Origin of the sequence: Corynebacterium antarcticum (genome assembly GCF_016595285.2) — a bacterium.
Taxonomy (GTDB): Bacteria; Actinomycetota; Actinomycetes; order Mycobacteriales; family Mycobacteriaceae; genus Corynebacterium; species Corynebacterium antarcticum.
Genome location: NZ_JAENIP020000001.1, coordinates 642,147 through 668,073, shown reverse-complemented (window position 1 = coordinate 668,073; position 25,927 = coordinate 642,147). Strand labels below are relative to the sequence as shown.

Sequence of the window (25,927 nt, the reverse complement as noted above, 5' to 3'; positions counted from 1 at the left end):
GTGGAGAACGGTGCACGTTCCCGGATCTATTTTAGGAGGAAACACACAGTGAGCGACGCTCCGGGCGCGGCCAAGGAAAGCGCCCAGGATTACGCCATGCTTCTCGGGGTCGAGCCGGACCACATCGTTCAGGAGGTCGGCTGGGACGAGGACTGCGACACCGACATCAGTGAAGCGGTCGAGGACGTCATCGGGGAGGCCCTTCTCGAGGAAGACACCGACGAAATCTGCGACATCGTTCTGCTGTGGTGGCGCGAGGAAGACGGCGATCTGGTGGACGGCCTGGTCGATTCGATCCGCCCCATCGCCGAGAACGGTCGCATCTGGCTGTTGACCCCCGGCGCCGGTAGGCCGGGCCATGTCGAACCCGGCCTGATCGCGGAATCCGCGCAGCTCGCGGGTCTCGTCCAGACCTCCGCCGAGCGTCTCGGGACATGGCAGGGCTCCTGCCTGGTGCAGAGCGGAAAGAAGCGTTAGCTTCGGTGTTCCGACGGCGCTCGTGCTAGAGTGACCGTCGTTGTTGACCGTGTCCGCGAGCGCTCGCGAGTGGACCCGGTGCGCGCGCCTTTAGCTCAGCTGGAAGAGCAGCTGGTTTACACCCAGCAGGTCGGCGGTTCGAGCCCGTCAGGGCGCACCACGACGGGAGGGGCCCTGACGGCGGGAGCCGGACGGGCCCCTCCCGCCTCTCTTCTGTGCGTCAAATGTGCAGGTTGTGGGGTGTTTTCACGGGCGGTGAAAAGGGTGGTGGAGCAGCGCTACGATGGCGGATATGTTCCTCGATGTTCCTCCGGTCTCCGGTCTCAGTGCCCCGTTCCCGATCCGTGTCTCGGACGTGTCGCCGGGTGCGGTGGTGCGGATCGGGGTCCGGGCCACCGATGCAGCTGGGGTCGTGTGGTCCTCGACGACCGAGTTCACGGCGGACGGGGAGGGGCGGGTCGACACCGGCTCTTCCCTGCCCGGGGCCGCTGAATGGGGGCCCGCGAACAGTATGGGGCCCTTGTGGACGCTGCGGTCGGAACACGCGACCCCCGGCCACGGATTCGCGCTCGAGCCTTCCGGCGCGGTCAGCCTGGATGTCCGGGTCAGGAGCACGGATGCGGCCCTCGGTGCCGGCGCGTCGCGCACGATCGGACGCCGCGCCCACGAGGTCGACGCACCGCCGGTGCCGGGGATCAGGTCGGCGCGTCTCTTCGTTCCCGACGATGCCGCCCCACATCCCGGAGTGGTGCTGCTCGGCGGTGCCGAGGGCGGCGTCCCGGCCGCTGCGGCGGCGGAGCTCGCGGACGGTGGCTGGTCCACCGTCGCCTGGGACTGGTTCCCCGGGGAATCCGGTGGGGTCGACGTGGGTGAACTCCGTGCGGCTCTCCGCGCGTTCGTGGACCACCCACTGGTCGCCGGCGACCACGTCGCACTGATCGGTCGGGGACGGGGGGCGGAACTCGCGTTGCTCCTCGCGGTGGCGGAACCGGATCTCGTCGGCCCCGTCGTCGCGCACTCGCCCACCGACGTCCGCACGAACGATCCCCACGCGGACCCCTCGGCCACGACGTACCTCGGGGACGCCGGCCCGGCTGTGGATCTGCCCGCCCCGGAACTCGGTTCAGCCTTCGCGCGCTTCCGGTCGAGGCTTCGGCCGGCACTGGCCCACAAGCCAACGGAACTGGCCGGCTACTACGCGGACGCGCGCCGGAAGGCGGGGGAGGAGGCCGTGGCCGCGGCCCGGATTCCGGTCGAGAACATCCGCGGTCCGCTGCTCGTGACCGCCGGGACCGATGACGCGGTGTGGGACTCGGAGACCATGGCCGGAGCACTGGCCCAGCGGGCCGCCGAGGCCGGGATCGACGCCTACGCTGTCGTGTATCCCGGCGCCGGGCACGGGGTCGGGTGGCCGTTCACCCCGGCGGGACTGCCCGTCCCCGACACGATCACCGCCTACGGTTCCATGGTGGCCCTCGGCGGGAACCGGACCTCATCGGGCGCAGCGGCCGCCGGGTCACGGGACGTCGTTCTCGAGTTTCTGGGCGAATTCCACGGCGGGGAGGCGCCGTGATCTCCGGGATCCTCGCCGGAGTGGTCGCAGACCGGGTGATCCCGGATCCCCGGCGTGGACACCCCGTTGCGCTGTTCGGGAGCTGGGCCGCCCGGCTGGAGGACCTCTGCTACCGGGACACCAGGGTCGCCGGCTGTCTGCACCTCGTGCTTTCTGTGGCTCCGCCGGTCGCGGCGACGGTTGTCGCGGCGCACCGCGCGCCCCGGTTGACCACCGCGGTGTGCCTGTGGGCGGCTCTCGGTGGCACGATGCTGGAGCGGACCGGGACCCGCATGGGGGATGCTCTCGAAACCGGGGACACGACCGCGGCCCGGGCACTGGTGCCGTGGCTGTGCTCCCGGGATCCGGAGCTTCTCGACGCCGCCGGGATGGCCAGGGCCGCGGTTGAGTCGCTCGCGGAGAACACCTCCGACGCGGCCATCGCGCCGCTCGTGTGGGCGGCGGTCGGCGGAGCTCCGGCGGTGGTCGCCCACCGCGCTGTCAACACGCTCGACGCGATGGTCGGGTACCGCAACGACCGCTACGGCAACTTCGGGTGGGCGGCCGCCCGAACGGATGACGTACTGGCGTGGTTGCCCGCCCGGGTGACCGCCCTGGTACACACGGGCCTGGCGTGCGCCGTGGGGCGGGGCGGGGACGCCGTGCGCGCCTGGCGGGAGGATGCGCCGTCCCACCCGAGCCCCAATGCAGGCATCGTGGAGGCGACCGCGGCGGCTGCACTGGGCGTGCGGCTCGGGGGGCCCACCGTCTATGCGCACGGCGTCGAGGACCGTCCCGTCCTCGGCACGGGGCGGGCACCGGACGTGGCTGCGATCCGGGACGCCGTCAGGCTGTCCGGAAGGACCCAGGCCATCGCCACCGGCGTCGCCGTCGCCACGGCGGCGGTGCTGTCGCGCTGCGGGTGGGGCGGTCTGTGTACTCCCCGGGAGGACGGCTGAGCCGACCGCTCTACGTCGGCATCCGCAGGACGGCGGTGTAGAAGCCGTCCTCCCGCCTGCCTGAGTGCAGCAGCCCGGTTCCGGGCCCCTCCAGGAAACTGAGCGAGGAATCCCCGGCCACGCGGTCACCCGACATGGCGAGAGCGGCGAGGAGCGACTGCATGGAGTCGACGCCCCCCGACGCGAATTCGACGTCGCCGTCCTTGAGTCCGGTGATGCGCCAGCGGGTCTCCCAGAAATCCTCGCCGCGGTTGACGGGGGCAGCGATCTCCACGGTGACGGAACTTCCGTCCTCGCGGTGCAGGGTGCGACTGACCAGGGGCTGGATGGTGTTGTCCACGGCTAGAACCTCTCTTCATTCTTCTCGGCGATGGTGCGGTAGTGATCGGTGTGCCCGGAACCGTAGCGGGCGCGTCTGCGGCGTCGCTTCCGGGGCGGCCCGGGTGACGGGGCGTTCGAGATCTCCTCGTCCTCCCGTGTGCCGCCGGCGTGGCGCGGTGGGTCGGGATCGTCCCCTGGCCCGTTAGGACCTCCGGCCGGTGCCGGGGTGGTCGCCACGGCGGCCGCCTCCTCTTCCCGTTCCCGGCGGCGTTCCCGGATCTCGGCCCAGATGAAGTAGCCGAGTCCCAGTGGAGCCATGATCCCGAAGGCGATCCACTGGACCCCGTACGAGAGATAGGGGCCGGCGTCGAGTTTCGGCAGCGGGACGGGATCGAGCTCCCCGGGGGAACCCTCGGAGAGCTGGACGTAGTCCCGCCCGAGCGGAACCCCGGTGAGATCGGCGATCTGCTCGGTGGAGATCCCGTGGACCTGGGTGTGGTCCTGTTCGGTGACGGGGGCACGCTCGGGGACCGACTCGTTCCGGCGGAGATACCCCGAGATGGTGACCTCCCGGGTGGGTGGCGGGGGAACCTCCGGGATCTGTCCGGCCTCGACCGGGAGCCAGCCGCGGTTGACCAGGAGGACGCTACCGTCGTCCAGTTCGAAGGGGACGAGCCCCTGAACCGCCGGCCGGTGATCGACGGGCCGCAGCCGCAGGAGCACTTCGGAGTCCGGCAGGTAGTGCCCGTCGAGGGTCACCCGGCGCCACTCCAGGTCGGGGTCGACAACCCCGTCGCGTCCCACGAGGGTGCCTACGGGGACCGGGTCTGTGTTGAAGGCCTGCTCGATGCGCTGGTTCCGGGCGCTGGTGGCCTCATTCTTCCCGAGCTGCCAGGGGGCGAGAACGGTGAAGGCGGTGTAGGCGAAGATGATCACCACGACCGCGGTGATGACCCAGCCGGGGGTGAGAAACACCCGGAGCAGCGACAGGGGACCCTTGGATCCTCCGGGGCGTGCTGCGTCGGCGTTCACACCGGCCAGTCTAGTGCCCGGCGGCTGGACTACCGAAAATCACCGTTCCGACATATCCGCGCAGGTCTCGCGCACCCAGTCGATCAGTCCGGGAACGGCGGCGTCGATCTGCTCGCGGACCACGGTGAAATCGTCGGAGGTTCCGTAGTAGGGGTCGGCGCAGTCGACCTCGCCGGCGGCGGGGTCGAAGCTGCGCAGCAACCTGATCCGCTCGCGGGGCACGCCTGCGCCCCGGAGTGCACGCACGTGCCCGGAATCGAGGGCGATGAGCAGATCGGCGTCGCGGTGCTCGTCACCGAACTGGCTGGCGCGGTGGTCCGCGCCATCGTGGCCCGCAGCCTTCAGCTCGGCGAGTGCCCGCTCATCGGCGGGTTGGCCGACGTGCCAACCGCCCATTCCGCAGGACCGGAGGAGAACCCGGTCGCCGAGACCGGCGTCCTCCACGGCGTCGCGCACGATGACCTCGGCCATGGGGGAGCGGCAGATGTTGCCGGTGCACACGAAGACGACGTACACGTCCTCGGTGCGTTCACTGACTCTGCTCGTTCCACTCATCGACTATGTCCTCCAGGTGTCGGGTGCTGGTCGCGGTCCAGCGGGCCTTCGCGTGTTCCTCGGCGTCACCGTACCCCCAGGCACAGGCCACTGCATCGATTCCGAAAGTGGCCGCACCGTCGAAATCATGGATGCGGTCGCCGATCATGAGGATATCGGACTCTGTCCCCCGCAGGTCCAGGGAGTCGAGGACGTACGCGATGACCGACTCCTTGGAACGACGCGGACCGTTCTCCTCCGCCGCGCCGAGAAAATCGATGGAATCGTACATCCCGTACCGTTCGAGGGATTTCCGGGCGAAGTGCTCGCCCTTCGAGGTGGCGGTGCAGACCCGGTAGCCCTTCTCCCGCCAGCGGGCGAGGAGCTCCCGCATGCCGGGATAGGGCTCCGCATTCGCCCAGGACCCCTCACCGTAGTGACGGAGGTAGACGCGCACCCCCTCCCGCGCCTCCTCGGGGGTCATGCCGATGGAGCGCATCGTCAGCTCCATCGGGGGCCCGGCGATCCGGGAGAGCACCTCCTCGCCCGGACGCGGGTGCCCCATGGCGTCGAGGGCGTGCAGGAAGCTGGCCCGGATCCCCGGGTAGGAGTCGATGAGTGTGCCGTCCACGTCAATCAGCAGAGTTTTCACGCCCTCCAGTGTGGCAGAACGTAATCTGGTCCGTGTGAATGAGGACGACCTGCTGCGCTACCACGGCGATCTCGCGACCGCCGGTGTGGTGGACCCCGGCTCCGGGATCGTGGACTTCGCCGTGAACGTGCGTGCCCCGGGGCCCCCGGAGTGGCTGGCCGCAGCACTGCGGGAGGAGATTCCGGGCCTCGGGTCCTATCCGCCGGAGGCGGTCATCGACTCCGCGAGGGCCGCCGTGGCGGAGCACCACGGGGTCGATCCGGGGTGTGTTCTGCTGCTGGCCGGCGCCGCCGAGGGATTCTCCCTCATCGCCGGACTCGGTGCCCGGCACCCGGTCATGGTGCATCCCGGATTCACCGAACCGGAGGCGGCCCTGCGGGCCGCCGGTGCACGGGTGGAACGCATCGTGCTGGACGCGCCGTTCACCCTGGCCGGCCGCACGCCACCCGAGGCCGCCGACCTGGTTGTCATCGGCAACCCGACCAACCCGACCGGGGTGCTGCACCCGCCGGCGGCCATCCGCGGATGGTGCAGACCCGGGCGGACCACCGTCGTCGACGAGGCCTTCATGGATCTGACGGACGAGAGCCGTTCCCTCGTCGCCGAGGTCGCACGGCACCCGGGTCTGGTGGTGCTGCGCAGCCTCACCAAGACCTTCTCCCTCGCCGGGCTCCGGTGCGGCTATCTGCTGGCCGCACCGGAGCTGGTGCACGAACTCGCCGCCCGCCGACCCCACTGGCCGCTGGGGACACTCCAGGCGGTCGCGATCCGCACCGCCCTCCGGGAGGGCGCCGGATTCGTCGCCGCGGAGACACGGACCGTCGCCCGCCAGCGCGCGGAGATGATCGGCGCGTTGCGCGCCGCGGGCTTCACGGTGCACACCCGGTCGCAGGCGCCGTACCTCCTCGTCTCGCCCCCCGTCGACGATCCGGAGGCCACCCGTGTCGCCCTCGCGCGGCGGGGGATCGCCGTCCGCCGCTGCGACACATTCCCGGGCCTGGACCGAAGCTACTGGCGGCTCGCCGTGCGCGGTGCACGGGAAGTTGCCACACTGGTGGAGGCAGTCACCGGACACACCCCGAACAACGTCAAGGAAAGAGAACGACAATGACCAGCACCGTCGCCGAGATCCGCCGGATCATGGATACCGCCTACCCGCCGTACCTCGCGGAGAGCTGGGACAGCGTCGGACTGATCTGCGGGGATCCCGACGCCCCCGTGGACAGGGTCGTGTTCGCCCTCGACTGCACCGACGAGGTCGCCCGTGCCGCGGTCGACGCCGGCGCCGACATGCTCATCGTCCACCACCCGCTCCTCCTGCGCGGCGTGGACAGCGTCGCGGCCGACACCCCGAAGGGCCGCGTCCTCCACACCCTGATCCGCGGGGGAGTGGCTCTGTTCGCCGCGCACACCAACGCTGACTCCGCCCGCCCCGGCGTCAACGACGCCCTCGCCGAGACCATCGGCATCACCCCGGACCGCGCGGTCGCCCCGAAACACGGCGCAGGCCCCGACAAGTGGGGCGTCCACATTCCCGCCCCCGACGCCGAGACCGTCAAGCAGGCGTTGTTCGACGCCGGCGCCGGGGCGATCGGGGACTACCGCGAATGCTCGTTCCAGTTCCCGGGGAAGGGCCAGTTCCGGCCCGTCGACGGGGCGAATCCGACACTCGGCTCCGTCGGAGAACTCGAACACGTCGACGAGGTCCGGGTGGAGTTCGTCGCACCGCGGTCACGCCGCGGAGCGATCACCGCCGCGTTGCGCGCCGCCCACCCGTACGAGGAACCCGCCTTCGACATCACCACCACCGAGGACGCCGGTGACCCGGACACCGCGCCGGGTCTCGGACGGATCGGGGATCTGCCGGAGCCGATGCGCTTCGCCGACTTCGTGCAGCAGGTCGCCGACCGGCTCCCGGTCACCGAATGGGGCGTCCGCGCCGCCGGCGACCCGGACCGGATGGTCCGGAGGGTCGCGGTGTGCTCGGGTTCCGGTGACAGCTTCCTCGACACTGTCGCGGCGATGGGGGACATCGACGTGTTCCTCACCTCGGATCTCAGGCACCACCCCGTGGACGAGCACCTGCGCGCCGGTGGCCCCGCCGTGATCGACACCGCCCACTGGGCGAGCGAATCGCCCTGGTGCGCCCGCGCCGCGGAACTCATCGCCGACGAGGCCGGTGTCGACACCCGTGTCCTCGACATCCGCACCGATCCGTGGACCATCTCCCGGCACGCCCGCGATGCCCGGCACGCCCTCGATGAAGGGTAACGTGAACTCTCCCGTACCGTGATCACGGCCCGGCACCGTGAAAATCCGGGAAACCACCGCACCGACCGAAGAACAGAAAGCACCACCGTGAAACTCGCCCCCGACCACCAGCGTCTCCTCCTCGAGCTCGCCGACACCGACGCGGCACTCACCGTCGACCGCGCGGAACCGACCCTCGAGGAACAGAAGGAGCTCGACGCCCTCATCGCGGAGCGGGCGAAGCTCCGGGACGGCGCGGCGGTGTCCAAGATGGGTGTCGAGGATCTGCGCCGCGATCTCGGCCGCCTCGACCATGACCTGGCGAAACTCGAGCGCAGACAGAAGGCCGACCTCGACGGCCTCGGTGCCGCCACCGACATGGAGGACCGGCGCGATCTGGAGCACGATCTCGCGTCAACCCGCCGCCGGATCCGGAAGATCACGGAGGAGCGGGAGAACATGCGCCTCCGGATCGAGGCGACCGACCTCAACCACGACTCCGACGGCGCGCTGTTCGACGAGATCGAGGAGAGGATCGCCGCCGCCACCCGCGCCCGCGATGCTGCCCTGGATGGACGCCGCTCCTCGCGTGCCGACCTCGAGGTGAAACGCGACAATCTCCGGTCCCGCCTCGCCGAGACCGCCCCTGACGCCCTCGACGCCTACGACGAACAGTACGAGTCCTTCGGCGTGGGAGCAGCCCGTTTCACCGGAAACTCGTGCACCGCCTGCTACCTCGTTCTGCCCGCCGCGGGGATCTCCCGGATCCGGGCGACCGCCGGGGACACCGTCCCCCGGTGCCCGGAGTGCGGGACCTGGCTGATCCGAGGCTGACCCGGTACCGGAAGAGACGTGGAGGACATGACGTGAAGGTGATCATCGAAGCCGACGGAGGTTCCCGCGGCAACCCCGGAATCGCGGGCAGCGGAACCCTGCTGCTCGACGAACGGGGCGAGAGGATCCTCCGCAGGATCTCCGAGTTCGTGGGCAAGACGACCAACAACGTCGCCGAGTACCGCGGCCTGATCAACGGGCTGGTCGCCGCCCACGAACTCGGGGCCACGCGCGTCGAGGTCCGGCTGGACTCCAAACTCGTCGTCGAACAGATGTCGGGGCGCTGGAAGGTCAAGCACCCCGACATGAAGAGACTCGCCCTCGAAGCTCGCGACCTCGCGTCCCGGTTCGAGGAGATCAACTACACCTGGATCCCGCGGAAGAAGAACAGCCGGGCCGACGAACTGGCGAACATCGCGATGGACGCCGGCGCCGACGGTGCGGCACCCGGGAAGATCGACCTCGGGGAGCGCGCCGGCGGGACACCGGAGCCCATCTCCGGGCCCGGGGAGCCCGACACGAAGGACAGTGCCGCCACGCCCACCGCGGCACCCACCTCCTGGACCGGCGCGGTCTCCCGCCCCACCCGCATGATCCTGCTCCGCCACGGGCAGACGGAGATGTCGGCGGAGCGCCGCTACTCCGGGCGGGGCAACCCGCCCCTCACCGCCGTGGGACGACGGCAGGCGGAGCTCGCCGCAGCCATGCTCTCGGCACGCGGCGGTATCGACGCGATCGTGTCCTCCCCGCTGGCGCGCACGCGCGAAACCGCGGAGTCGTGTGCCGCGGCCCTCGGGCTCGACGTCGACATCCTCGACGACCTCACCGAGCTCGACTTCGGCGACTGGGACGGCCTGACCTTCGCGCAGGCGCGGGAGGCGGACCCGGAGCTGCACGCCAAATGGCTGGCCGACACCTCGGTGTCGCCACCCGGCGGGGAGTCGCTCCAGGCGGCGTACCGCCGCATCAGGCGTGCGAAGAAGCACATCGTGGACACCTACGGTGAGGCCAACATCCTCGTCGTCAGTCACGTCACCCCGATCAAGGGCATCCTCCGGCTCGCCCTCGACGCCGGTCCCGGTATCTTCCACCGCATGCACCTGGATCTCGCGTCCCTGTCCGTCGCCGAGTTCTACGCCGACGGGCCGACGACCGTCCGGCTCGTCAACGAGACCGCCCACCTGCGCTGATCCTCCCCGGAAACCGGGCGGATCATGCGGCCGGGCCGGGGCACGGTACAGTGACGGATGCGAATGAGTCGACCGGGCGGTCGCGGCCGGTGAAACGGCGGGCGGGTTCATCCCGCCCGTGCAGACACCGTGCCGAGGAAAGTCCGGACTCCACAGTGGCAGGGTGGTTGTCAACGGCAACCCAGGGTGACCTGCGGGACAGTGCCACAGAAAACAAACCGCCCCGCACCCCGGGAGACCGGGTGCGCGGGGTAAGGGTGAAACGGTGCGGTAAGAGCGCACCAGCACCGCAGGTGACTGCGGTGGCTAGGTAAACCCCACCCGGAGCAAGGTAAGAGGGCGCACCGGCGGATCCTCACGGAGACACCGGTGTGCCTGCGCGGACGATCGAGGGCTGCCCGCCCGAGTCCGCGGGTCAACCGCTCGAGGCGCCCAGCGATGGTGCGTCCAGATGGATGACCGCCACCGCGCCGGTCACACGGCGCGGTACAGAATCCGGCTTACAGGTCGGCTCATTCGCCCCCAAACCTCCCCGGTCACGGGACCACGTGTGAATCCCCGGGTGCCGCGCAGACCTCGGAACGACTCGTCGACCACGACCGGCTCACCGCGTGCGCGGAGACATTCGGGGTGCACCGGCACACCGTCCGCACCCGACTGACCCGGATCAGCGAGGTCACCGGGGTGGATCGGCCGGATCCGGTGACGTGCGCGGAGCCGCTGCCGGTTATCGTCACGCGAACAGGTGGTGAATGACCGTATCCATGATCGCCGGATGTGCCAGAATCGGACCCCATGAGACTCTATGCGGCAGCACTGGACTTCAGCGGTATCGCCGAGGAGTTCGGGATCATCCGCGACTTCGACGGGGAGGTCAGCCGGGAGGCCGCCACCGCCCGTGACCGGTACGCGGAACAGCGCGTCGACAGGCGGGACATCGAACTGGTCACCATCGATCCCGAGGGATCCATGGACCTCGACCAGGCGGTGTGCATCCTGCCCGACGGCGAGGGATACCTCGTGCACTACGCGATCGCCGATGTCGCCGCGTTCGTCGACCCCGCCGGGTCGGTCGCCGCGGAATCACTGCGCCGGGGGCAGACCATCTACCTGCCGGACGGTCCCGCACGCCTGCACCCGCCGGCACTGTCCGAGGGATCCGCGAGCCTCCTGCCCGGGGTCGACCGCCCGGCGGTGCTGTGGAGCATGCACCTCGACGCCCGCGGCGAGGTGACGGGCCATGAGCTCACCCGCGCACTGGTGCGGAGCCGGGCCCGGTTCAACTACGTCGAGACCACGACCGACATGGAGAACGGGACGCTGCACCCGGCGATCCGACTGCTCCCCGACGTCGGTGAGCTGCGGTCCCGGACGGCGCTGCGCCGCAGGGCGGTCTCCCTGAGCACACCCGCCCAGAGCGTCGGCAGGCAACCCGACGGCCGCTACCGGCTCGATGTCGAGCCGCGACTGGCGATGATGGAGTACAACTCCGAGATCTCGCTGCTCACGGGGATGATCGCCGGACGGATGATGGCCTCCGCGGGCATCGGAATTCTCCGCACCCTCGCACCGGCGGACCCCGCCGATCTCTGGGAATTCGCCGCCGAGGTCGCCGCCCTCGGCTACGACTACGACCCGGCCGATCCGATCGGCACATTCCTCGACGGGGTCGACGTCACCGGGCCGAAGGGAATGGCCGTCATGCGTGAGGCCCAGAAACTCCTGCGCGGCGCCGGATACGAGATCCTCACCGGCGAGGACGGAGAGACTCCCGAGGGGTTCACCCACGCCGGTGTCGGAGGCCACTACGCCCACGTCACCGCGCCGCTGCGCCGTCTGGTCGACCGCTACGCCACCGAGTTCTGCCTCGCGATCCACAACGGCACGCCGGTCCCGGACTGGACCGAGGACGGCGCCGCCGACGTCCTGGAGACGATGCACAGGACGGCCCCGCTGGCCAATGGGGTGGACCGGGCGTGCCTCAACCTCGTGGAGGCCACCGTCCTCGAACCGTGGGTGGGGGAGACCTTCAGCGCCGTCGTCCTCGCGACGTCGGAATCCTCGGGAAGCGCGCGGATATTCATCGCCGAACCACCCGTGGTCGCCCGCTGCACCGGGACACCGGAGCAGGGAACGCGGGTCACCGTCCGTCTCGACGGCGTCGACACCGCCAAACGTGAGGTCTCGTTCTCCTGGCTTCCCTGACCGTCAGGGAGGCCCGGTCAGCTCCAGTTGTCCGGATCGTCGGCGACCTCCGCCGGTCGGCCACCGGCCAGCGGGATGACCAACAGACCGTCGTCGGCCAGCCGCAGCGCCGCATCTTCGGCACCCCGCCCCTCCGCTCCGGCCGGGAACCAGGCGATCACCGCGCCGGACGCGCCCGCGTGCGCGGCTCTGGCCGCGGTCGCCCCGCGGCTCCGGCACAGCTTCACCAGGGCGTCCGTGTCGGAGCCGAGCCCGAACGCGGCGCAGGTCTGCACCTGTGAATCGGTCAGTCGGGCGAGTGCCTCGGCGGTCCGGCGCGACCGCAGGAGGGCCGCGCAGTCGGACGCCCTCCGGGTCTCGGCGGTGAGATAGGACATCCATCCGGAGGCTTCAGCGACCGGGGGGTGCGCACCGTCCCCCTTCACCTCGTGCACGGTCTCCAGCCAGTCGATCACCCGCTCCTCGGAATCGGGCAGCAGGCGGAGTGACGGAACCCCGTAGGTCCGTGAGGCGAGCGCGATGAAGTCACCCCGTCGACGGAGCTCCGGGATCGCGTTGTCCGGGAGATCGGTGGTACGGCCCGGAACCGCGACGAGATAGGGGCGGTGGCTGCGGGGAGCGGGCGAGGGGGCCTGGGTGACGGACCCGTCCGAGTAGTCGATGACCGACAGGTTCCTCTCGGTGCCACCCCGGAGCGCCGTGGTGTGCCTGGCCCGCAGCGGGGGAGTGGCTCCGAAGAGGGCCGTGGCCTGGGTGCAGATGTCCGCCACCCGGGTCCGTAGCGGGGCATCCGGCTGATGGCCCGCGAGATCCGCCAGGCCGAGCGCGAACGCCGCTTCCGCGGACGATCGGCCCCCGAGACCACAGTGCGGGGGAATGTCCGAGGCCACCGTGATGTCGAAGCCCGGGGTCTCACGGCTGATCAGCTGCCGGTGGATCATCATCCAGGCCACGCCCCCGAGCCGGTTCGCCCAGTCGGAACCGCCGTCTCCGCCGCCGGGCGGCGGTGACGGGCACGCCCCGTCGCCGGGATCGTCCTGCTCGGCCTGGTGCCGGGTCGCGTGGGCCGCGAGCTGCGCCATCGTCACCTCACCCGTGACCGGCACGGTCCGCCCGTCGGCGTCGGTACGCAGCACCCGGATCCGGACCCGGTCGTCGGTCCGTCTGGACGCCGTGACGACGACCTGCCTGGCGGAGACACCGGTCAGGACGACCCCCCCGTAGGCGTCGGTGTGTTCACCGATCACCGGGAAGGTGGCGGGCGCTGCGGCGACGAGACCCGGTTCGGTCCCGTAGCTGCTCCGGTGCTCGTCGAGCGCGGTGTTCCGGACGGAATCGTCCGCGATCGGCCACATCAGGTTGGTCAAGAAATCGGCTCCTCGGATCGGTGACGGACACTCCCACTGTAGTCGGCGGGCGGTTCACCGGCGGGTCGGGTGCGTCCCGCACCCGACGGCGGGCCCGCCGGTAATCTTGGGATACGTCACCGCCGCGCTGACGGGTCCCGCCCGTCACCGGTGCAGCGTACCCCCGGCGGACCGTCGGGGGCTGGACAACCGCGCCGGCATCCCGCCGGACCGATGTGAGGAGTGACCGACCATGGATCCCGTGACCCCCGAGGACCGGAAGTGGTACTACAACCCCGAGACAGGCGAGGTGTCGGCCGGTAAGCAGGGCAGCTGGGCCAGCCGCATGGGCCCCTACGACTCCGAGGAGGAGGCCCGGCACGCCATGGACATCGCGAGGCGACGCAACCGCGAGGCGGACTCCCTCGACCGGGAGGACGACTCGTGGGGCGAGGCTCCCTCCTGGGAGCGGGGCACGGGCGACTGACCGGCGGGAGGGGAAGGGGATCAGTGCTTCCTCTTCCCTTCCTTCTTCCCTGATTTACCCGATTTCCCCGACTTGCCCTCGGCCTTCCGGCGGGCCTTCCTGCGCTGGTTGTCCAGCTCCGAATACGCGTCGACGACGCTGTCCATCGTCTTCCGGTACCCGGCCAGAGCCTGCTCGCCGTTGCTCATCTCCCGCTGGTACAGAAGTCCGTGGAGGAAGGTGTCCGCACCACCCTCGGCACGTGCCTGCTCCGCCTTGGCCAGGAGCATGTCGCGTGAGGTGACCGCGTCCTGGAAATCACCCAGGACGGACTGCATCCTGCTGCACGCCTTGTACAGGTGCTTCGTCCTGAGCCCCGTGGCCGCACCGACGGCCTCGGCCGAGTAGCGCAGCTTCTTCGCCGCCTTCCGGATCCGGTGGATGTTCTCCTCCCTTTCACGCAGCGGGACGGACGGGTCCTCCCAGACCGACATCGCGTGGTCGTGGCGGGCGAGCAGCTTCCGGTACGCACGTCCGAGATGATCCAGCAGCACCTCCGCCGCCGGGTCCGTGGCCCCGCGGTTCTTCTTCGCGCCGACGTCTCCGCGGAACGGTGGATCGGCGAGCAGATCCTCCAGCTCGCCGAGCAGACGCAGGTAGTCCGGGGAGTTCAGGTACTCCACCACCCGGGCGTGCGCGTCGCGATAGTCGGCGTGGACGGAGTCGACGAGAGCGGCCGCCGCTTCGGGGGCCATGACCTCCGGCTCCCCGTCGGAGGTCAGCTCCCGGAAACGCTCGGCGACGACCTCCGCATCGCGGGCGACGCCGAGCACCGAGGCCAGTTCCCGGAGCCCACGTGCGGTACCCCGGTAGATCTCACCGTCCATCACCCCGTCGAAGGTCTCGAGATGGCTGCGGAGTTCCCGTGTGGCGATGCGCATCTGGTGCACCGAGTCCCACTCGTCCCCCCGGACCCGGGGGTCGTAGTCCAGCAGTCTGCGGTAGTTGTGCTCCAGTGCCGCGAGTACACCGGCCTCCGCCGAATTCGGGGCCAGCTCCGCGACGCCCGGCAGGCGTGGGGCGTCGTCGATGGAGTCGCCGAGCGCTGCGACCAGCTTCGACGGGCTCCCGGAGGGATCCGCACCGGCGGCCCCGAACAGCTCGGTCGCGGATTCGATCAGTTGCGCTCCGGCGTCGGTGCCGGCGTAGTCGTCCGAGAGCTCGATCTCCCATTCCCGCCAGGTCGTCCTGTCCCCGCCGGGGAGCAGTGACCACGCGGTGACGTGGTCGTCGCAGAACTCGGCGCACACGGTCCCCCCGGCGTCCGTCAACGTCGACTCGTGGCGTTCGTTGTCCACCCGCGCGATCGGGATGAGCGGCAGATCCCGGACGATCGCCCGCACCGGATCGATGAGCGGCTCCGGAACGGTGTTCGCGTCAGCGTCATCGTCGGTCAGATCGTGGTGGAGCTCCCGGCGGCCGCCGTCCCCCGGAAGTTTCGCGTGCCACCCGGCGTCGGTTCCCCCGGTCCGGCGGCGCAGGGTGATCCTCGAACGGGTGAGCCGCAGGTCCCCGGTGTCGTAGTAGACGGCGGACAGTTCGTGTACCGCGGTATCCGCGACCCCCTCCACACCGGAGACACCGGTCAGATCCGGGACCTCCGTGTCGTCGGCGACGGCGAATTTCGCTTCGACCTCAAAAAACTCACGAGTGGACATGTGTCCGTTTCTACCAGCTTTACCTCCCCTGCATAGGGGAGCGGAAGGAGCGGGGGCGGCGCAGATCAGCAGCCCTCCGGCGCGGCGTCCGCGAATCGGTCCGTGGCGGCGGTGAGAGCACGGGATATCTCCCGCTCCATCTGCGAGTGACCGGAGGTCGGGCAGATGGTCAGATCCGCCTCCGGCCAGGCCCGGTGCAGGTCCCAGGCGCTCCGTGCGGGGCACACCACGTCGTAGCGTCCCTGGACGATCACCGCCGGGATGTGCCGGATCCGGTCGATGTTGGCTTTCTCCAGCAGCTGCCCGTCCCGCATGAACGCACCGTTGACGAAGTAGTGGTTCTCGATCCGCGCGAAGGCGAGCGCGTAGTCGTCGGGCAGGTTCCCGTCGACGTCCTCCGGGACCACCAGCGCGGAGGTCGACTTCTCCCAGGTCGTCCAGGCGCGGGCCGCCCGAAGTGCGGTCTCCCGGTCCGGATCGGACAGCAGCCGGTGATACTCCGCGATCAGGTCGAGGCCCGCGACATCGCCACCGCCGTGGGCACGCCGCACCGGCTCGAGATACCCCTCCCAGAGATCCGGGAAGAGGTGGTCCGCACCGCCGTTGTAGAACCAGTCCAGTTCGCTGCGCCGGAGCAGGAAGACACCCCGCAGGACGAGTTCCCGGACCCGGTCCGGGTGCGCCTGGGCGTAGGCCAGTGAGAGCGTCGATCCCCAGGACCCGCCGAACACCTGCCACCCGGACACCCCGAGGTGCTCGCGCAGCTTCTCCATGTCCGCGATGAGGTGCGCGGTGGTGTTCGTCGCCAGGGCACGGTCCAGGTCGGTGGCCGGATCCGCGAGATGCGGCGTCGATCGCCCGCAGCCCCGCTGATCGAACATGATCACGCGGTAGCGTTCCGGGTCGAAGAACCGGGACACGGCGGGATCACTCGCCCCGCCGGGTCCGCCGTGCACGACGACCACGGGGCGGCCCTCCGGATTGCCGTGCACCTCGTAGTGGATCAGCTGTCCGTCCCCGACGTCGAGACGCCCGGTCTCGTGGGCTTCGGTCACAGGGTGAAATTCGGTGGGCACCGGTGTCCTCCTGGCGGTGTTCTCGCGGTGTTCTCGGGTGGTGCTCCGCCCCGGATCCGGCAGGGACCCCGGGTGGTCGGCGAGTATACCCCTGCCCCGCGGAAGTCCGACCGCTACAGTTGGATGTCATGAACAGCCAACAGGAATTCGTCCTGCGCACCGTCGAAGAGCGGGAGATCCGCTTCGTCCGGCTCTGGTTCACCGACGTCCTCGGCTACCTGAAGTCCGTCGCGGTCGCGCCCGCCGAGCTCGAGACCGCGTTCGCGGACGGCATCGGATTCGACGGTTCGGCCATCGAGGGATTCTCCCGCGTCAGCGAGGCAGACACCATCGCCCGCCCGGACCCCTCGACGTTCCAGGTGCTGCCGTTCGACCGGGACGAGAGTTCCCCCAAGCAGGCGCGGATGTTCTGCGACATCACGATGCCCGACGGTCAGCCGTCGTGGGCCGACCCGCGGCAGGTGCTGCGCCGCCAGATGACCGCCGCGGCCGATGACGGATTCGTGTGCAACATCCACCCGGAGATCGAGTTCTTCCTGGTCAAATCCCTCGACACCGACGGTCAGCCACCGGTGCCGACCGACAACGGCGGCTATTTCGACCAGGCGGTGCACGATGACGCCCCGAACTTCCGCCGCGACGCGATCGAGGCCCTGGAATACATGGGCATCTCCGTGGAGTTCTCCCACCACGAGACCGCCCCGGGCCAGCAGGAGATCGACCTCCGGTACGCCGATGCGCTGACGATGAGCGACAACATCATGAGCTTCCGCTACCTGATCAAGCAGGTCGCACTGCTCAACAACGTGCGCGCCACGTTCATGCCGAAACCCTTCACCGACCACGCCGGTTCCGGAATGCACACCCACATGTCCCTCTTCGAGGGGGACACCAACGCCTTCCACGATCCGGACGACCCGTACAACCTCTCCCGGACCGCGCGCAGCTTCATCGCGGGAATCATCGAACACGCACCCGAACTCTCCGCCGTCACCAACCAGTGGGTGAATTCCTACAAGCGGATCGTCTTCGGATCCGAGGCGCCCACCTCCGCCACCTGGGGCCTGTCCAACCGGTCCGCGCTGATCCGCGTCCCGAACTACCGGCCCGGCAACGTGGAATCCAGGCGCGTCGAGGTCCGCAACCTCGACTCCGGGTGCAACCCGTACCTCGCCTACTCGGTGCTTCTGGCGGCCGGGCTCAAGGGCATCCGCGAAGGCTATGAGCTCGGGGAGCCCGCGGAGGACGACATCTCCTCACTGACCCGCCGCGAACGCCGCGCCCTGGGCTACAAGGACCTGCCCACCTCACTCGACCAGGCGTTGCGGCTCATGGAGCAGTCGGAACTCGTCGCCGAGACCCTCGGGGAGCACGTCTTCGAGTTCTTCCTGCGCAACAAGTGGCGGGAATGGCACGAATACCAGGCGCAGATCACCCAGTGGGAGCTGCGCACCAACCTCGACTACTGACCCGCCGATGTCTCCGGGGGCCAGGGACAGGCCCCCAGTCAGGATCCTGACCCAGCATGAAACACGCCCGATCGACCCGCAGAACACTGCCCACCCCGGCGGGCCTCAGCCTCAACGGCCCCGGTGCCGCGCGGGACCTCGACTGGCTCGGGTGGATGAACCCCGAGTCCGTCGACCTCCTCTGGGCTCTCTCCGGCGCAGGTGACCCGGACCTCGCGTTGAACACCCTGATCCGGCTCATGGAGGCCCTCGACGCCGCCGACGGGACGCCGAAAGGGGAGATGGGGGCATCCCGCCGCGAACTCGACCGGCAACTGCGTGAGGACATCCCCCTCCGCGTGCGGCTGATCTCCCTGCTCGGCGCGTCCACTGCACTCGGTGACCACCTCGTCGCCAATCCCGGTCTCTGGTGCCTCCTCGCGAAACCGGCACCTGACCGCGCCGAGATGATGCAGGCGATGCTCGGCTGTGTCGATGCCACCCCGGCCGTCTTCGATCTCCCCGACGGCGCGGAATCCGATGACGCGGCCAACGGGTACCTCTCTGCGGCGGGCACCTACCGGGCGCGGATGACCGGGAGGGAGGCCGAGCAGGAACTGCGCCGCACCTACCGGACACTGCTCATGCGGATCGCCGCCCACGACCTCGCGGGAACCTACCCCGAATCACCCCGCCGCGTCGGACAACCCGAGGTCCCCTTCACGGTCGTCGCGGGCCTGCTCACCGACCTCGCCGACGCTGCTCTGACAGCCGCGCTCGCCGTCGCCGTCGGTGGGGTCTACGACGACAGACCCCTCGACACCCGCATCTCCGTCATGGCGATGGGCAAGTGCGGTGCCCGCGAGCTGAACTACATCTCCGACGTCGACGTCATCTTCATCGCCGAACCGGCGCACAGCCGCGCGACCCGTCTCGCCGGCGAGTTCATCCGCATAGGCTGCCGCGCCTTCTTCGAGGTCGACGCGGCCCTCCGGCCGGAAGGCAAGCACGGAGCTCTCGTCCGCACCCTCGAATCCCACATCGCGTACTACAAACGGTGGGCCCACACCTGGGAGTTCCAGGCGCTGCTCAAGGCCCGCCCCATGACCGGTGACCGGGGACTCGGCCACGCCTACCTCGATGCGCTGAACCCGATGGTCTGGGACGCCAGTCGACGCGAGAGCTTCGTCGATGATGTCCAGGCGATGCGCCGTCGCGTGATCGACAACGTCCCGGAGAACCTCCGCGACCGCGAACTCAAACTCGGACGCGGTGGACTCCGGGACGTGGAATTCGCCGTGCAACTGCTGCAGATGGTGCACGGCAGGTCCGACGAGACACTCCGGGTCACCTCCACCGTCGATGCACTCGGTGCACTCATCGAGGCCGGCTACATCGGCCGTGAGGACGGACAGACCCTGATCGGCGCATATGAATTCATGCGGCTGCTCGAGCACAGGCTCCAGCTGCAGCGTGTGCGACGCACGCACACCATGCCCGAACCCGATGACGAAGCGGCCCTGCGCTGGCTCGCACGCACCTCCGGGATCCGTGGATCCGGGCACACATCGCTCCCGGTCGCCATGCTCGAGGAGCACCGCCGCGTCGTCCGCCAGATCTCGTCGTTGCACGCCAAACTGTTCTACCGGCCGCTGCTCAACTCCGTGGTCAATCTGCCCGTCGAGACCCTCCGGCTCTCCGCGGAATCCGCGAGACTCCAGCTCGCCGCTCTCCGTTACAAGTTCCCCGACCGCGCCTACGAACATCTGCAGGCACTGGCGTCCGGGGGCTCGCGCCGGGCGAAGATCCAGGCGATGCTGTTGCCCACCCTCATGGAGTGGCTGTCGACCACCGCGGATCCGGATGCGGGGCTCCTCAACTACCGGAAGTTGTCCGAGGCCGTCACCGACAGGCAGTGGTTCCTGCGCATGCTGCGGGATGAGGGGATCGTCGGTCAGCGGCTGATGAGGATTCTCGGTAACTCCCCCTACGTCTCCGATCTGATCCTGTCGACCCCGGACACCGTCAAACGGCTGGGGGACGGCGCGAACGGGCCGAAACTCCTGGACACCAACCCGGACACGGTGTCCAGGTCACTCGTCAGCGCGGCCTGCCGGCACTCCAACCCCGACAAGGCGATCGCGACCGCCCGCTCCCTCCGTCGCGCCGAACTCGCCCGCGTGGCCGCCGCCGACCTGCTCGGCATGATGGACGTCAAGGAGGTCTGCCGGAGCCTGTCCCTCGTCTGGGACGCAGTTCTGGAAGCTGCATTGCGGGTCGAGGTGGCCGCGGCTGACGCCGACTCCGGCGACGGACCCCTCGCGCGGATCGCCGTCATCGGAATGGGACGTCTCGGCGGTGCCGAACTCGGATACGGATCCGACGCGGACGTGATGTTCGTGTGCGAACCGACGGACGGGGTGAGTGACTCCGACGCGGTCAAATGGTCCATCGGGATCTGCGACCGCCTCCGGAGACGCCTGTCGAAGCCGAGTGACGATCCGCCACTGGAGGTAGACCTGGGCCTCCGCCCGGAGGGGCGGTCCGGGGCGATCGTCCGCACCATCGAGTCCTACGAGAGGTACTACGGGAAGTGGGGGGAGACCTGGGAGATCCAGGCGCTCCTGCGCGCCACCGCCATCGCCGGTGACCCCGACGTCGGGAAGCGGTTCCTGACCACCATCGACCGGTTCCGCTACCCACCGGAGGGCATCAGCGCGGACACCGTCCGTGAGGTCCGCCGGATGAAGGCCAGGGTGGACAACGAACGGCTCCCACGTGGTGCGGACCGGAAGACCCACACCAAGCTCGGCCGTGGGGCCCTCACGGACATCGAGTGGACCGTCCAGCTCCTCACGATGCTGCACTCACACGAGGTCCCGGAGCTGCACAACACCTCGACCCTCGAGGTCCTCGACGTCATCGAGGACCACGACATCCTCGATGACGTGAAGGTGGAACGGCTCCGGACCGCGTGGCTGACGGCCACCCGTGCCCGCAACGCACTGGTCCTCGTGCGCGGGAAACGGACCGATCAGCTTCCCCCGGCGGGGCCGCAGCTGGCGCAGGTGGCCGGGGCCGCGGGCTGGGAACCGAGCCGCTACCAGGAGTTCCTCGAGTACTACCTGAAGGTCACCCGCCGGGCCCGGCAGGTCGTCGACGAGGTGTTCTGGGGTGAACCCACCTTCGAACCGTAGAATCCCGGTCGGACACGGATCCCCGACATCGGGGTCACCGTGGCGGGCTGCCTGCCCGGTTGCCCGGACCAGGGCCTCTCACCGTCGGTCGCCCGACCCGGAGCGAGGTGGTGGAGGAACGCTCCAGCCGTTGGGGAGACCCCGGGCCACTGAATGATCAGGCATGGTGAATGAACCGGACCGTTGACCCGGTCGCGGTCGAGGTGGGGAACGATCAAGCCCGATCCGCCATGCGGATGCAACCCGGGGCTCCAGCCGCGGACGGCGGGGGTATCCGGGACACAGATCCGGAAGGACGGCGGATGCACAGATGGCGCCGGTGCAGATTTCGCCACGGGACCCCGGCGAAACCCCGCTCCGGACATCACCGGAGGGAGAATGCACCGGTGATGTTCCGGGGGGCGAGATCCCGGGCGTGGTGAGAGGCCGGTCATCCGGACACCGGCGACGACTCCCGTGAGAAACACCGATGCGCCCCTGATCCGTCCGCCCATCGTGGCACAGCGACAGGATCGTCGGTGGACGCTGGTTCCCCGCACGGATGGAACTTCGGGAGTCTGTTAGTCAGCTGGGGACGGAGCGACGGAATACCCACGGACGTGACCGCCACAACCCTGGTGCAGCGGTCGTGCACCGGAAGCAGTGTCCGGAGATCATCCCTGACCGTGTGCCAGGCGGCTCCATCACGGTTCCCCTGGTGAGCAGGAGTGACAGTGAGATGAGCAGGACGGCGTGGATCGGGGCCGGCACACCACGGAAGACGGTCGGGAATGCCATTCATGTCGGTGGTGGAGCTACGCCGGAGCATAAGCGACATCGACGGGATGTCCGGGAAAACCGGAGTGGATTCCCTGCGGCTGATCATCTGACTGATCATCCGGACCGGAATATCCGTGGCTACTCGAGCGTCCCAGGGCACGGAACCGACACCGATGTCCGAGGGACGTGGGTGACCGTGGCAGTCGGTGGGGAACCGTCACGGATCCGGGAGCAGGGAAGATGCCCGTCCCCGATGTCCCGGCAGCCGATGCCGGGGGTCACGCCACGTTCGGAGCACCGTTTCTCGGTCCGGCGGCGGGCGAACGGGCGAAGACCCCGCCTCAACGGTGGGACGGGGCCGGCGGACAGTGGCGGGGTCCGGTGAGCCGGCTCCCGGGGCATGGATCCAACGCGGGTTATTCCTTCGCGGTCTCCCGGACGTACATCCGACGTGCGACCCAGATGGAGGGCATCAGCATGACGAGGAGAATCGCCGCTGTGAGGAGCGGCATGTCGGGAGTGGGGCCGGACGGAGGATTCGTGAACAACGCACTGACACCGCCCAGCATGTTGAACCCGGCGTGGAGCAGAATCACCGTCACCAGATCACGTGTGAAGTAGTAGATGACACCCAGCAGCAGCCCGATCGCGAACGCGTAGAGAACCTGGGTTGTCGTGGTCACCACGAGGTGCGGATCGGTGATGAGGCGTACGAAGTGCATCACGGCGAAAATCGCTGATGACGCGACGATCGACCACCATGTCCGACGCCGGTCGGTTCCGAAGGCGTCGACGAGGGTGTTCTGGATCAGTCCCCGGCACAGGAGTTCCTCCCAGATACCGGTCATGAGGCAACCCAGCACGAAGAACACCACCGGCCCCACCGAGGGCGTCATGATTCCTTCGGAAGTGGGGAAGATGAAGAACACGGAACTGAGGATCACTCCGGCGAACAGCAGATAGCCGCCACGTCGGATGTTCGCGACGCGAAAGGTGGCGTCCCGGAGCACGGAGACCCGCCCGAGGATGACATACAGCAGACCGGTGACAAGGAGCGGAATGCCATAAGTGGCCACTGCATTTGGTGAGGTGGGTTGTTTGCTTCCGAATAGAAGGGAAGACACCCAGAGGCTCGCCAGGCCTACCACCGTGATGAGGACGGCCAGTGGTGCCGCCCAGCGGTGCTGCCAGTGAGTTTGACGCAACATCGTTCCTTTCTCTTGAACGGCACCGGTTTGGTGCCGCAGAAAATGCTAACCGGGCATACCTGACAGAAACGTGTCGCCGGGGGTTCCGCCGGACAGCTCGCCGCGAACTCGCAGGTTCCGCACAGGCGGTGTCGAGGGGTCGTCCGTCGGGGCGGAGCCGAGAGGTGGGACGGGGTGCGAACGGCGGGGCCATCGCCCACCGGCGGAAAAACTGGGGACCTCCGTCGGTGGAGATATCCCGAGGTGGAGGGCCGGCGGGGTTAGTAGGTTCGATACGACATCAACAATTCGTACTATAGATCGATCAGGGTGCCCTTAGTTACAGTTGAGCCATCGAACGGAGCGCGGTACGGCGCACGTGATCCGCAGAAGAGACACAGTCGGAGTGCACGACGCTCCACAACCGAGAAGGCGAACGACATGACCACAGCAATCCAGTCGCGACAGGAATCAGACTTCCTCCCGCTCTCCAAGGCCCTCAAGTCATCCACCGCGGATGCCCACAAGTCGGCGGAGTACTCCACCTTCACGCAGGATCTGATGGCGGGCAAGCTCACGGTGGCGGACTTCATCGCCCTGCAGGAGCAGTCCTGGTTATTCTACCGGGCACTCGAGAACGCTGCCCGCGCGGTCGCAGATGATCCCATCGCCGCAGCCATCGTGGATCCCGCGCTCGAGCGTGTTCCCTCCATCGAGGCCGACCTCGATGCCCTCCACGGAACCACGGACTGGAGGGAGAAGGTCACCGCGCTGCCCGCGACCGAGGCATACGTCGCCAGGCTCAACGAGATCGCCGATGACGCCGACGCCCCCGGGCTGATCGCGCACCACTACGTCCGCTACCTCGGGGACCTCTCCGGGGGACAGGTCATCGCCCGCATGATGCAGCGCCACTACGGTCTCGGGCCCGAGGTGCTCTCCTTCTACCGCTTCGCCGGGATCCCGAAGGTCAAGCCGTACAAGGACAGCTACCGTGCGGCGCTAGATTCCCTGCCTCTCGAAGCGAGCGACCGCGAGCGTCTGCTCGATGAGGCGTGCGCGGCGTTCCTGTTCAACTTCAACCTCTTCGCCGACCTCGGGCGCACCAGCCGGTAAACAGGTCCGGGCAGGTAGCTCAGTTCCTTCTCACCCAGCATGACCCCGGCCCGTCACCGGTCCCGAATCCGCATTGATCCCGCTTCAGCCCGGCGGCAGTCTCAGCGGCACCGGGGACATCGCACGGCGGCACACGGGAGTGGATATCCAGAGTCACCGAAGTGGTTGCACGCCCCAACCGCTTCGCCATGGTGGACACGGCAGCACCGGACCGCAGCGGTTTCACCGCGCGGAAGCGCCGGAAGGTGTGGACGTGCCCCCCCGTCGGCGGGGATCCCACCCTTGACCCCGTGGGTGTGCACCGACGCGTATTAGGCCGCGTCGCCCGCACCATGCACCCGGAAGATCCGCGACGCTCACCCGCCGCATAATCAACCGGTCAACGCGCCAGCCCGTGTTGACTGAAACGGTCCGGCGGACATCCCCGTCTTTCAACGGCGCACCGCCGGCCTGCCGGGCCGGCCCGGTGCCTGCCGACCAGCGGTGTGAAGGTCCACTGGGACGGTGACGAACACGCTGCCGTCATCCCCGCGAACGTGTTTCGACCTGCGCTCATCGACGCCGGGCGTCCGCACACCTTTCGAGGTGACGCCCGCCGCCGTAGACCGGGGCCAGCACGGCGCTGACTGCGAGGTCGTCGACCGGGGTCCAACCCACGCCGGGTGTTGCCGCGACCGTGGAAAACTCTGGCGCGGTCGACCACCGAACCGCTGCAGGATCCACTTCGTGCACCGGCGGGTGGTCGTGGTCCTCGGTTCGGCCGGAGGCGGTGACTGCTGTCGGATGATCCTCGTGCCGCGGTCGTGGTTGCTGCAGGCGGACCGGGGTAACCGTGCGTGCCGGGTGGGCTGTCCGACAATCGGTGAATCGGGGAGCGTGCGCTGGAGGTGATCACACAACCGGCCCGCGACCTTGTGATCCGGGAATGCCGGGTCGACGGTGAGCGGGGCACAGAAACGGGTGCGTCCGGTCGTCGTCGGCCGCGGCATCGGTGATCGTCGTCCCGCAACTCCACGGTGCGGCACACCGTCTCAGTGGGCAGACCGGCGGTGGCGTTCGGGGCAGGTCCCGGTGGTGTGGGATACAGGCGTGGACAACCTCCATCTTCACACTCCGAGATCGCCTCCCCGCACCGCGGTCACCACCATGGCCCTTCCGCCCATGACGCACTCTCAGCTTGGGTCAGTTGTATGAGTTCCTCTTGCTCATGTGTCAGTACCGAGATTGTCTCTCGAATAGAGAAGAGTGAGGTTATGCACAAAAAGACGGTTCCGTCTCTGTGTGATCAAGGACATGCTCTCAGGGTCGGATCGTGAGCTTATTCATCGACTCGTGCGGGAAGGACTGCCTGGCAGTCGCTGTCTTGGGCGACGCCGCAACCCGCAGGCGATGGGAGGGCCGGCAGGTTGTCGGTGATGACGCACCTGCGGGGAGCTGCGGGTCGCGATCGTGATCTGGATCGGGGAGACCGACCACCGCCGGCGACGGCACGAGGTGACCCGGACGGTTGTTCGCCGTCGGATTCGAGATGGTCACGGGGTGGACAGTCACCGGGGCTGGACAACCACTGTCAGCGGATCCTGAGAAGGGACTCCGACCGCAGGTCAA

20 protein-coding genes, 1 tRNA gene, 1 other RNA gene and 1 pseudogene are annotated in these 25,927 nt (G+C 68.9%); 15 read left to right on the top strand and 8 right to left on the bottom strand.

The window, feature by feature from the left end; all coding sequences use genetic code 11:
* The first annotated feature begins 96 nt into the window (after positions 1–96).
* From JIM95_RS02930 to JIM95_RS02915, 4 genes are all read left to right on the top strand, one after another.
* Entirely contained in the window at positions 97–477 is a 381-nt protein-coding gene (locus JIM95_RS02930) for a DUF3052 domain-containing protein (protein ID WP_200261114.1), read from the top strand.
* An 84-nt stretch (positions 478–561) separates the two neighbouring features.
* Positions 562–637, top strand: a tRNA-Val gene (locus JIM95_RS02925).
* A gap of 123 nt (positions 638–760) precedes the next feature.
* Entirely contained in the window at positions 761–2,050 is a 1,290-nt protein-coding gene (locus JIM95_RS02920) for an acyl-CoA thioesterase/bile acid-CoA:amino acid N-acyltransferase family protein (RefSeq protein ID WP_200260973.1), read from the top strand.
* The gene (locus JIM95_RS02915; RefSeq protein WP_200260976.1) at positions 2,047–2,988 is read left to right on the top strand and encodes a cobalamin biosynthesis protein; all 942 of its coding nucleotides are present in this window, start codon (positions 2,047–2,049) and stop codon (positions 2,986–2,988) included. Before JIM95_RS02920 ends, JIM95_RS02915 begins: the two co-directional genes overlap by 4 nt.
* A 10-nt stretch (positions 2,989–2,998) precedes the next feature.
* Here JIM95_RS02915 and JIM95_RS02910 read toward each other — a convergent pair whose 3' ends face one another.
* The 4 genes from JIM95_RS02910 to JIM95_RS02895 are packed head-to-tail and all read right to left on the bottom strand — an operon-like array spanning position 2,999 to position 5,527.
* Positions 2,999–3,328: a DUF6968 family protein gene (locus JIM95_RS02910; RefSeq protein ID WP_200260979.1), complete on the bottom strand. Its 330-nt coding sequence runs from the start codon at positions 3,326–3,328 to the stop codon at positions 2,999–3,001.
* Positions 3,329–3,330: 2 nt separating this feature from the next.
* Entirely contained in the window at positions 3,331–4,341 is a 1,011-nt protein-coding gene (locus tag JIM95_RS02905; protein ID WP_248702932.1) for an SURF1 family cytochrome oxidase biogenesis protein, read from the bottom strand.
* Positions 4,342–4,380: 39 nt separating this feature from the next.
* Positions 4,381–4,896 carry a low molecular weight protein-tyrosine-phosphatase gene (locus tag JIM95_RS02900; RefSeq protein WP_200260982.1) on the bottom strand — a complete coding sequence of 172 codons (516 nt, stop codon included), beginning with the start codon at positions 4,894–4,896 and terminating at the stop codon, positions 4,381–4,383.
* Positions 4,871–5,527: an HAD-IA family hydrolase gene (locus JIM95_RS02895; RefSeq protein WP_410170726.1), complete on the bottom strand. Its 657-nt coding sequence runs from the start codon at positions 5,525–5,527 to the stop codon at positions 4,871–4,873. Before JIM95_RS02895 ends, JIM95_RS02900 begins: the two co-directional genes overlap by 26 nt.
* Before the next feature lie 34 nt (positions 5,528–5,561).
* Here JIM95_RS02895 and cobC point away from each other — a divergent pair, with 34 nt between their 5' ends.
* The 7 genes and pseudogenes from cobC to JIM95_RS02860 all read left to right on the top strand — a co-directional run bounded on the left by cobC (position 5,562) and on the right by JIM95_RS02860 (position 12,006).
* On the top strand, positions 5,562–6,638 hold the full coding sequence (gene cobC / locus JIM95_RS02890; RefSeq protein ID WP_248702931.1) for an Rv2231c family histidinol phosphate aminotransferase CobC: 1,077 nt from the start codon (positions 5,562–5,564) through the stop codon (positions 6,636–6,638).
* Positions 6,635–7,798, top strand: a complete 1,164-nt coding sequence (locus JIM95_RS02885) for a Nif3-like dinuclear metal center hexameric protein (protein WP_200260988.1) — start codon at positions 6,635–6,637, stop codon at positions 7,796–7,798. Before cobC ends, JIM95_RS02885 begins: the two co-directional genes overlap by 4 nt.
* A gap of 87 nt (positions 7,799–7,885) precedes the next feature.
* Positions 7,886–8,611: a zinc ribbon domain-containing protein gene (locus JIM95_RS11470; protein ID WP_200260991.1), complete on the top strand. Its 726-nt coding sequence runs from the start codon at positions 7,886–7,888 to the stop codon at positions 8,609–8,611.
* 32 nt (positions 8,612–8,643) lie between these two features.
* Positions 8,644–9,801: a bifunctional RNase H/acid phosphatase gene (locus JIM95_RS02875; protein WP_200260994.1), complete on the top strand. Its 1,158-nt coding sequence runs from the start codon at positions 8,644–8,646 to the stop codon at positions 9,799–9,801.
* Positions 9,802–9,865: 64 nt separating this feature from the next.
* Positions 9,866–10,320, top strand: an RNA gene (gene rnpB, locus JIM95_RS02870) — RNase P RNA component class A.
* A 90-nt stretch (positions 10,321–10,410) separates the two neighbouring features.
* Positions 10,411–10,557, top strand: a pseudogene (locus JIM95_RS02865) (helix-turn-helix domain-containing protein); the annotation flags it as partial.
* Between the two features lie 39 nt (positions 10,558–10,596).
* Complete coding sequence (locus JIM95_RS02860) at positions 10,597–12,006, top strand: RNB domain-containing ribonuclease (RefSeq protein ID WP_200261000.1); 1,410 nt, start codon at positions 10,597–10,599, stop codon at positions 12,004–12,006.
* A gap of 17 nt (positions 12,007–12,023) precedes the next feature.
* Here JIM95_RS02860 and JIM95_RS02855 read toward each other — a convergent pair whose 3' ends face one another.
* Positions 12,024–13,373 carry a galactokinase family protein gene (locus JIM95_RS02855; RefSeq protein ID WP_200261003.1) on the bottom strand — a complete coding sequence of 450 codons (1,350 nt, stop codon included), beginning with the start codon at positions 13,371–13,373 and terminating at the stop codon, positions 12,024–12,026.
* A gap of 232 nt (positions 13,374–13,605) precedes the next feature.
* Between JIM95_RS02855 and JIM95_RS02850 the strand changes: the two genes are divergently transcribed.
* A complete protein-coding gene (locus tag JIM95_RS02850; protein WP_200261006.1) occupies positions 13,606–13,839 on the top strand; it encodes a hypothetical protein in 234 nt (77 codons plus the stop codon).
* A 20-nt stretch (positions 13,840–13,859) separates the two neighbouring features.
* Here JIM95_RS02850 and JIM95_RS02845 read toward each other — a convergent pair whose 3' ends face one another.
* Both JIM95_RS02845 and pip read right to left on the bottom strand, forming a co-directional pair.
* Positions 13,860–15,536, bottom strand: a complete 1,677-nt coding sequence (locus JIM95_RS02845) for a CYTH and CHAD domain-containing protein (RefSeq protein ID WP_200261009.1) — start codon at positions 15,534–15,536, stop codon at positions 13,860–13,862.
* A 65-nt stretch (positions 15,537–15,601) separates the two neighbouring features.
* The gene (gene pip / locus JIM95_RS02840; protein WP_248231769.1) at positions 15,602–16,591 is read right to left on the bottom strand and encodes a prolyl aminopeptidase; all 990 of its coding nucleotides are present in this window, start codon (positions 16,589–16,591) and stop codon (positions 15,602–15,604) included.
* Positions 16,592–16,740: 149 nt separating this feature from the next.
* On the opposite strand from pip, the gene JIM95_RS02835 reads away from it, so the two are divergent.
* A complete protein-coding gene (locus tag JIM95_RS02835) occupies positions 16,741–18,081 on the top strand; it encodes a glutamine synthetase family protein (RefSeq protein WP_200261015.1) in 1,341 nt (446 codons plus the stop codon).
* Positions 18,082–18,137: 56 nt separating this feature from the next.
* Positions 18,138–21,257: a bifunctional [glutamine synthetase] adenylyltransferase/[glutamine synthetase]-adenylyl-L-tyrosine phosphorylase gene (locus JIM95_RS02830; protein WP_200261018.1), complete on the top strand. Its 3,120-nt coding sequence runs from the start codon at positions 18,138–18,140 to the stop codon at positions 21,255–21,257.
* 1,175 nt (positions 21,258–22,432) lie between these two features.
* Here JIM95_RS02830 and JIM95_RS02825 read toward each other — a convergent pair.
* Positions 22,433–23,092: a CPBP family intramembrane glutamic endopeptidase gene (locus JIM95_RS02825; protein WP_200261022.1), complete on the bottom strand. Its 660-nt coding sequence runs from the start codon at positions 23,090–23,092 to the stop codon at positions 22,433–22,435.
* A gap of 552 nt (positions 23,093–23,644) precedes the next feature.
* Here JIM95_RS02825 and JIM95_RS02820 point away from each other — a divergent pair.
* On the top strand, positions 23,645–24,319 hold the full coding sequence (locus JIM95_RS02820) for a biliverdin-producing heme oxygenase (protein WP_200261025.1): 675 nt from the start codon (positions 23,645–23,647) through the stop codon (positions 24,317–24,319).
* Positions 24,320–25,927 lie beyond the last annotated feature (1,608 nt).

Excerpts from the sequence above, each read along its gene's own strand:
- JIM95_RS02830 (WP_200261018.1), top strand. The coding sequence starts at position 18,138 with ATGAAACACGCCCGATCGACCCGCAGAACACTGCCCACCCCGGCGGGC.
- JIM95_RS02885 (WP_200260988.1), top strand. The coding sequence starts at position 6,635 with ATGACCAGCACCGTCGCCGAGATCCGCCGGATCATGGATACCGCCTAC.
- JIM95_RS02835 (WP_200261015.1), top strand. The coding sequence starts at position 16,741 with ATGAACAGCCAACAGGAATTCGTCCTGCGCACCGTCGAAGAGCGGGAG.
- JIM95_RS02845 (WP_200261009.1), bottom strand. The coding sequence starts at position 15,536 with ATGTCCACTCGTGAGTTTTTTGAGGTCGAAGCGAAATTCGCCGTCGCC.
- JIM95_RS02900 (WP_200260982.1), bottom strand. The coding sequence starts at position 4,896 with ATGAGTGGAACGAGCAGAGTCAGTGAACGCACCGAGGACGTGTACGTC.
- JIM95_RS02860 (WP_200261000.1), top strand. The coding sequence starts at position 10,597 with ATGAGACTCTATGCGGCAGCACTGGACTTCAGCGGTATCGCCGAGGAG.
- JIM95_RS02930 (WP_200261114.1), top strand. The coding sequence starts at position 97 with ATGCTTCTCGGGGTCGAGCCGGACCACATCGTTCAGGAGGTCGGCTGG.
- JIM95_RS02820 (WP_200261025.1), top strand. The coding sequence starts at position 23,645 with ATGACCACAGCAATCCAGTCGCGACAGGAATCAGACTTCCTCCCGCTC.
- JIM95_RS02850 (WP_200261006.1), top strand. The coding sequence starts at position 13,606 with ATGGATCCCGTGACCCCCGAGGACCGGAAGTGGTACTACAACCCCGAG.
- JIM95_RS02920 (WP_200260973.1), top strand. The coding sequence starts at position 761 with ATGGCGGATATGTTCCTCGATGTTCCTCCGGTCTCCGGTCTCAGTGCC.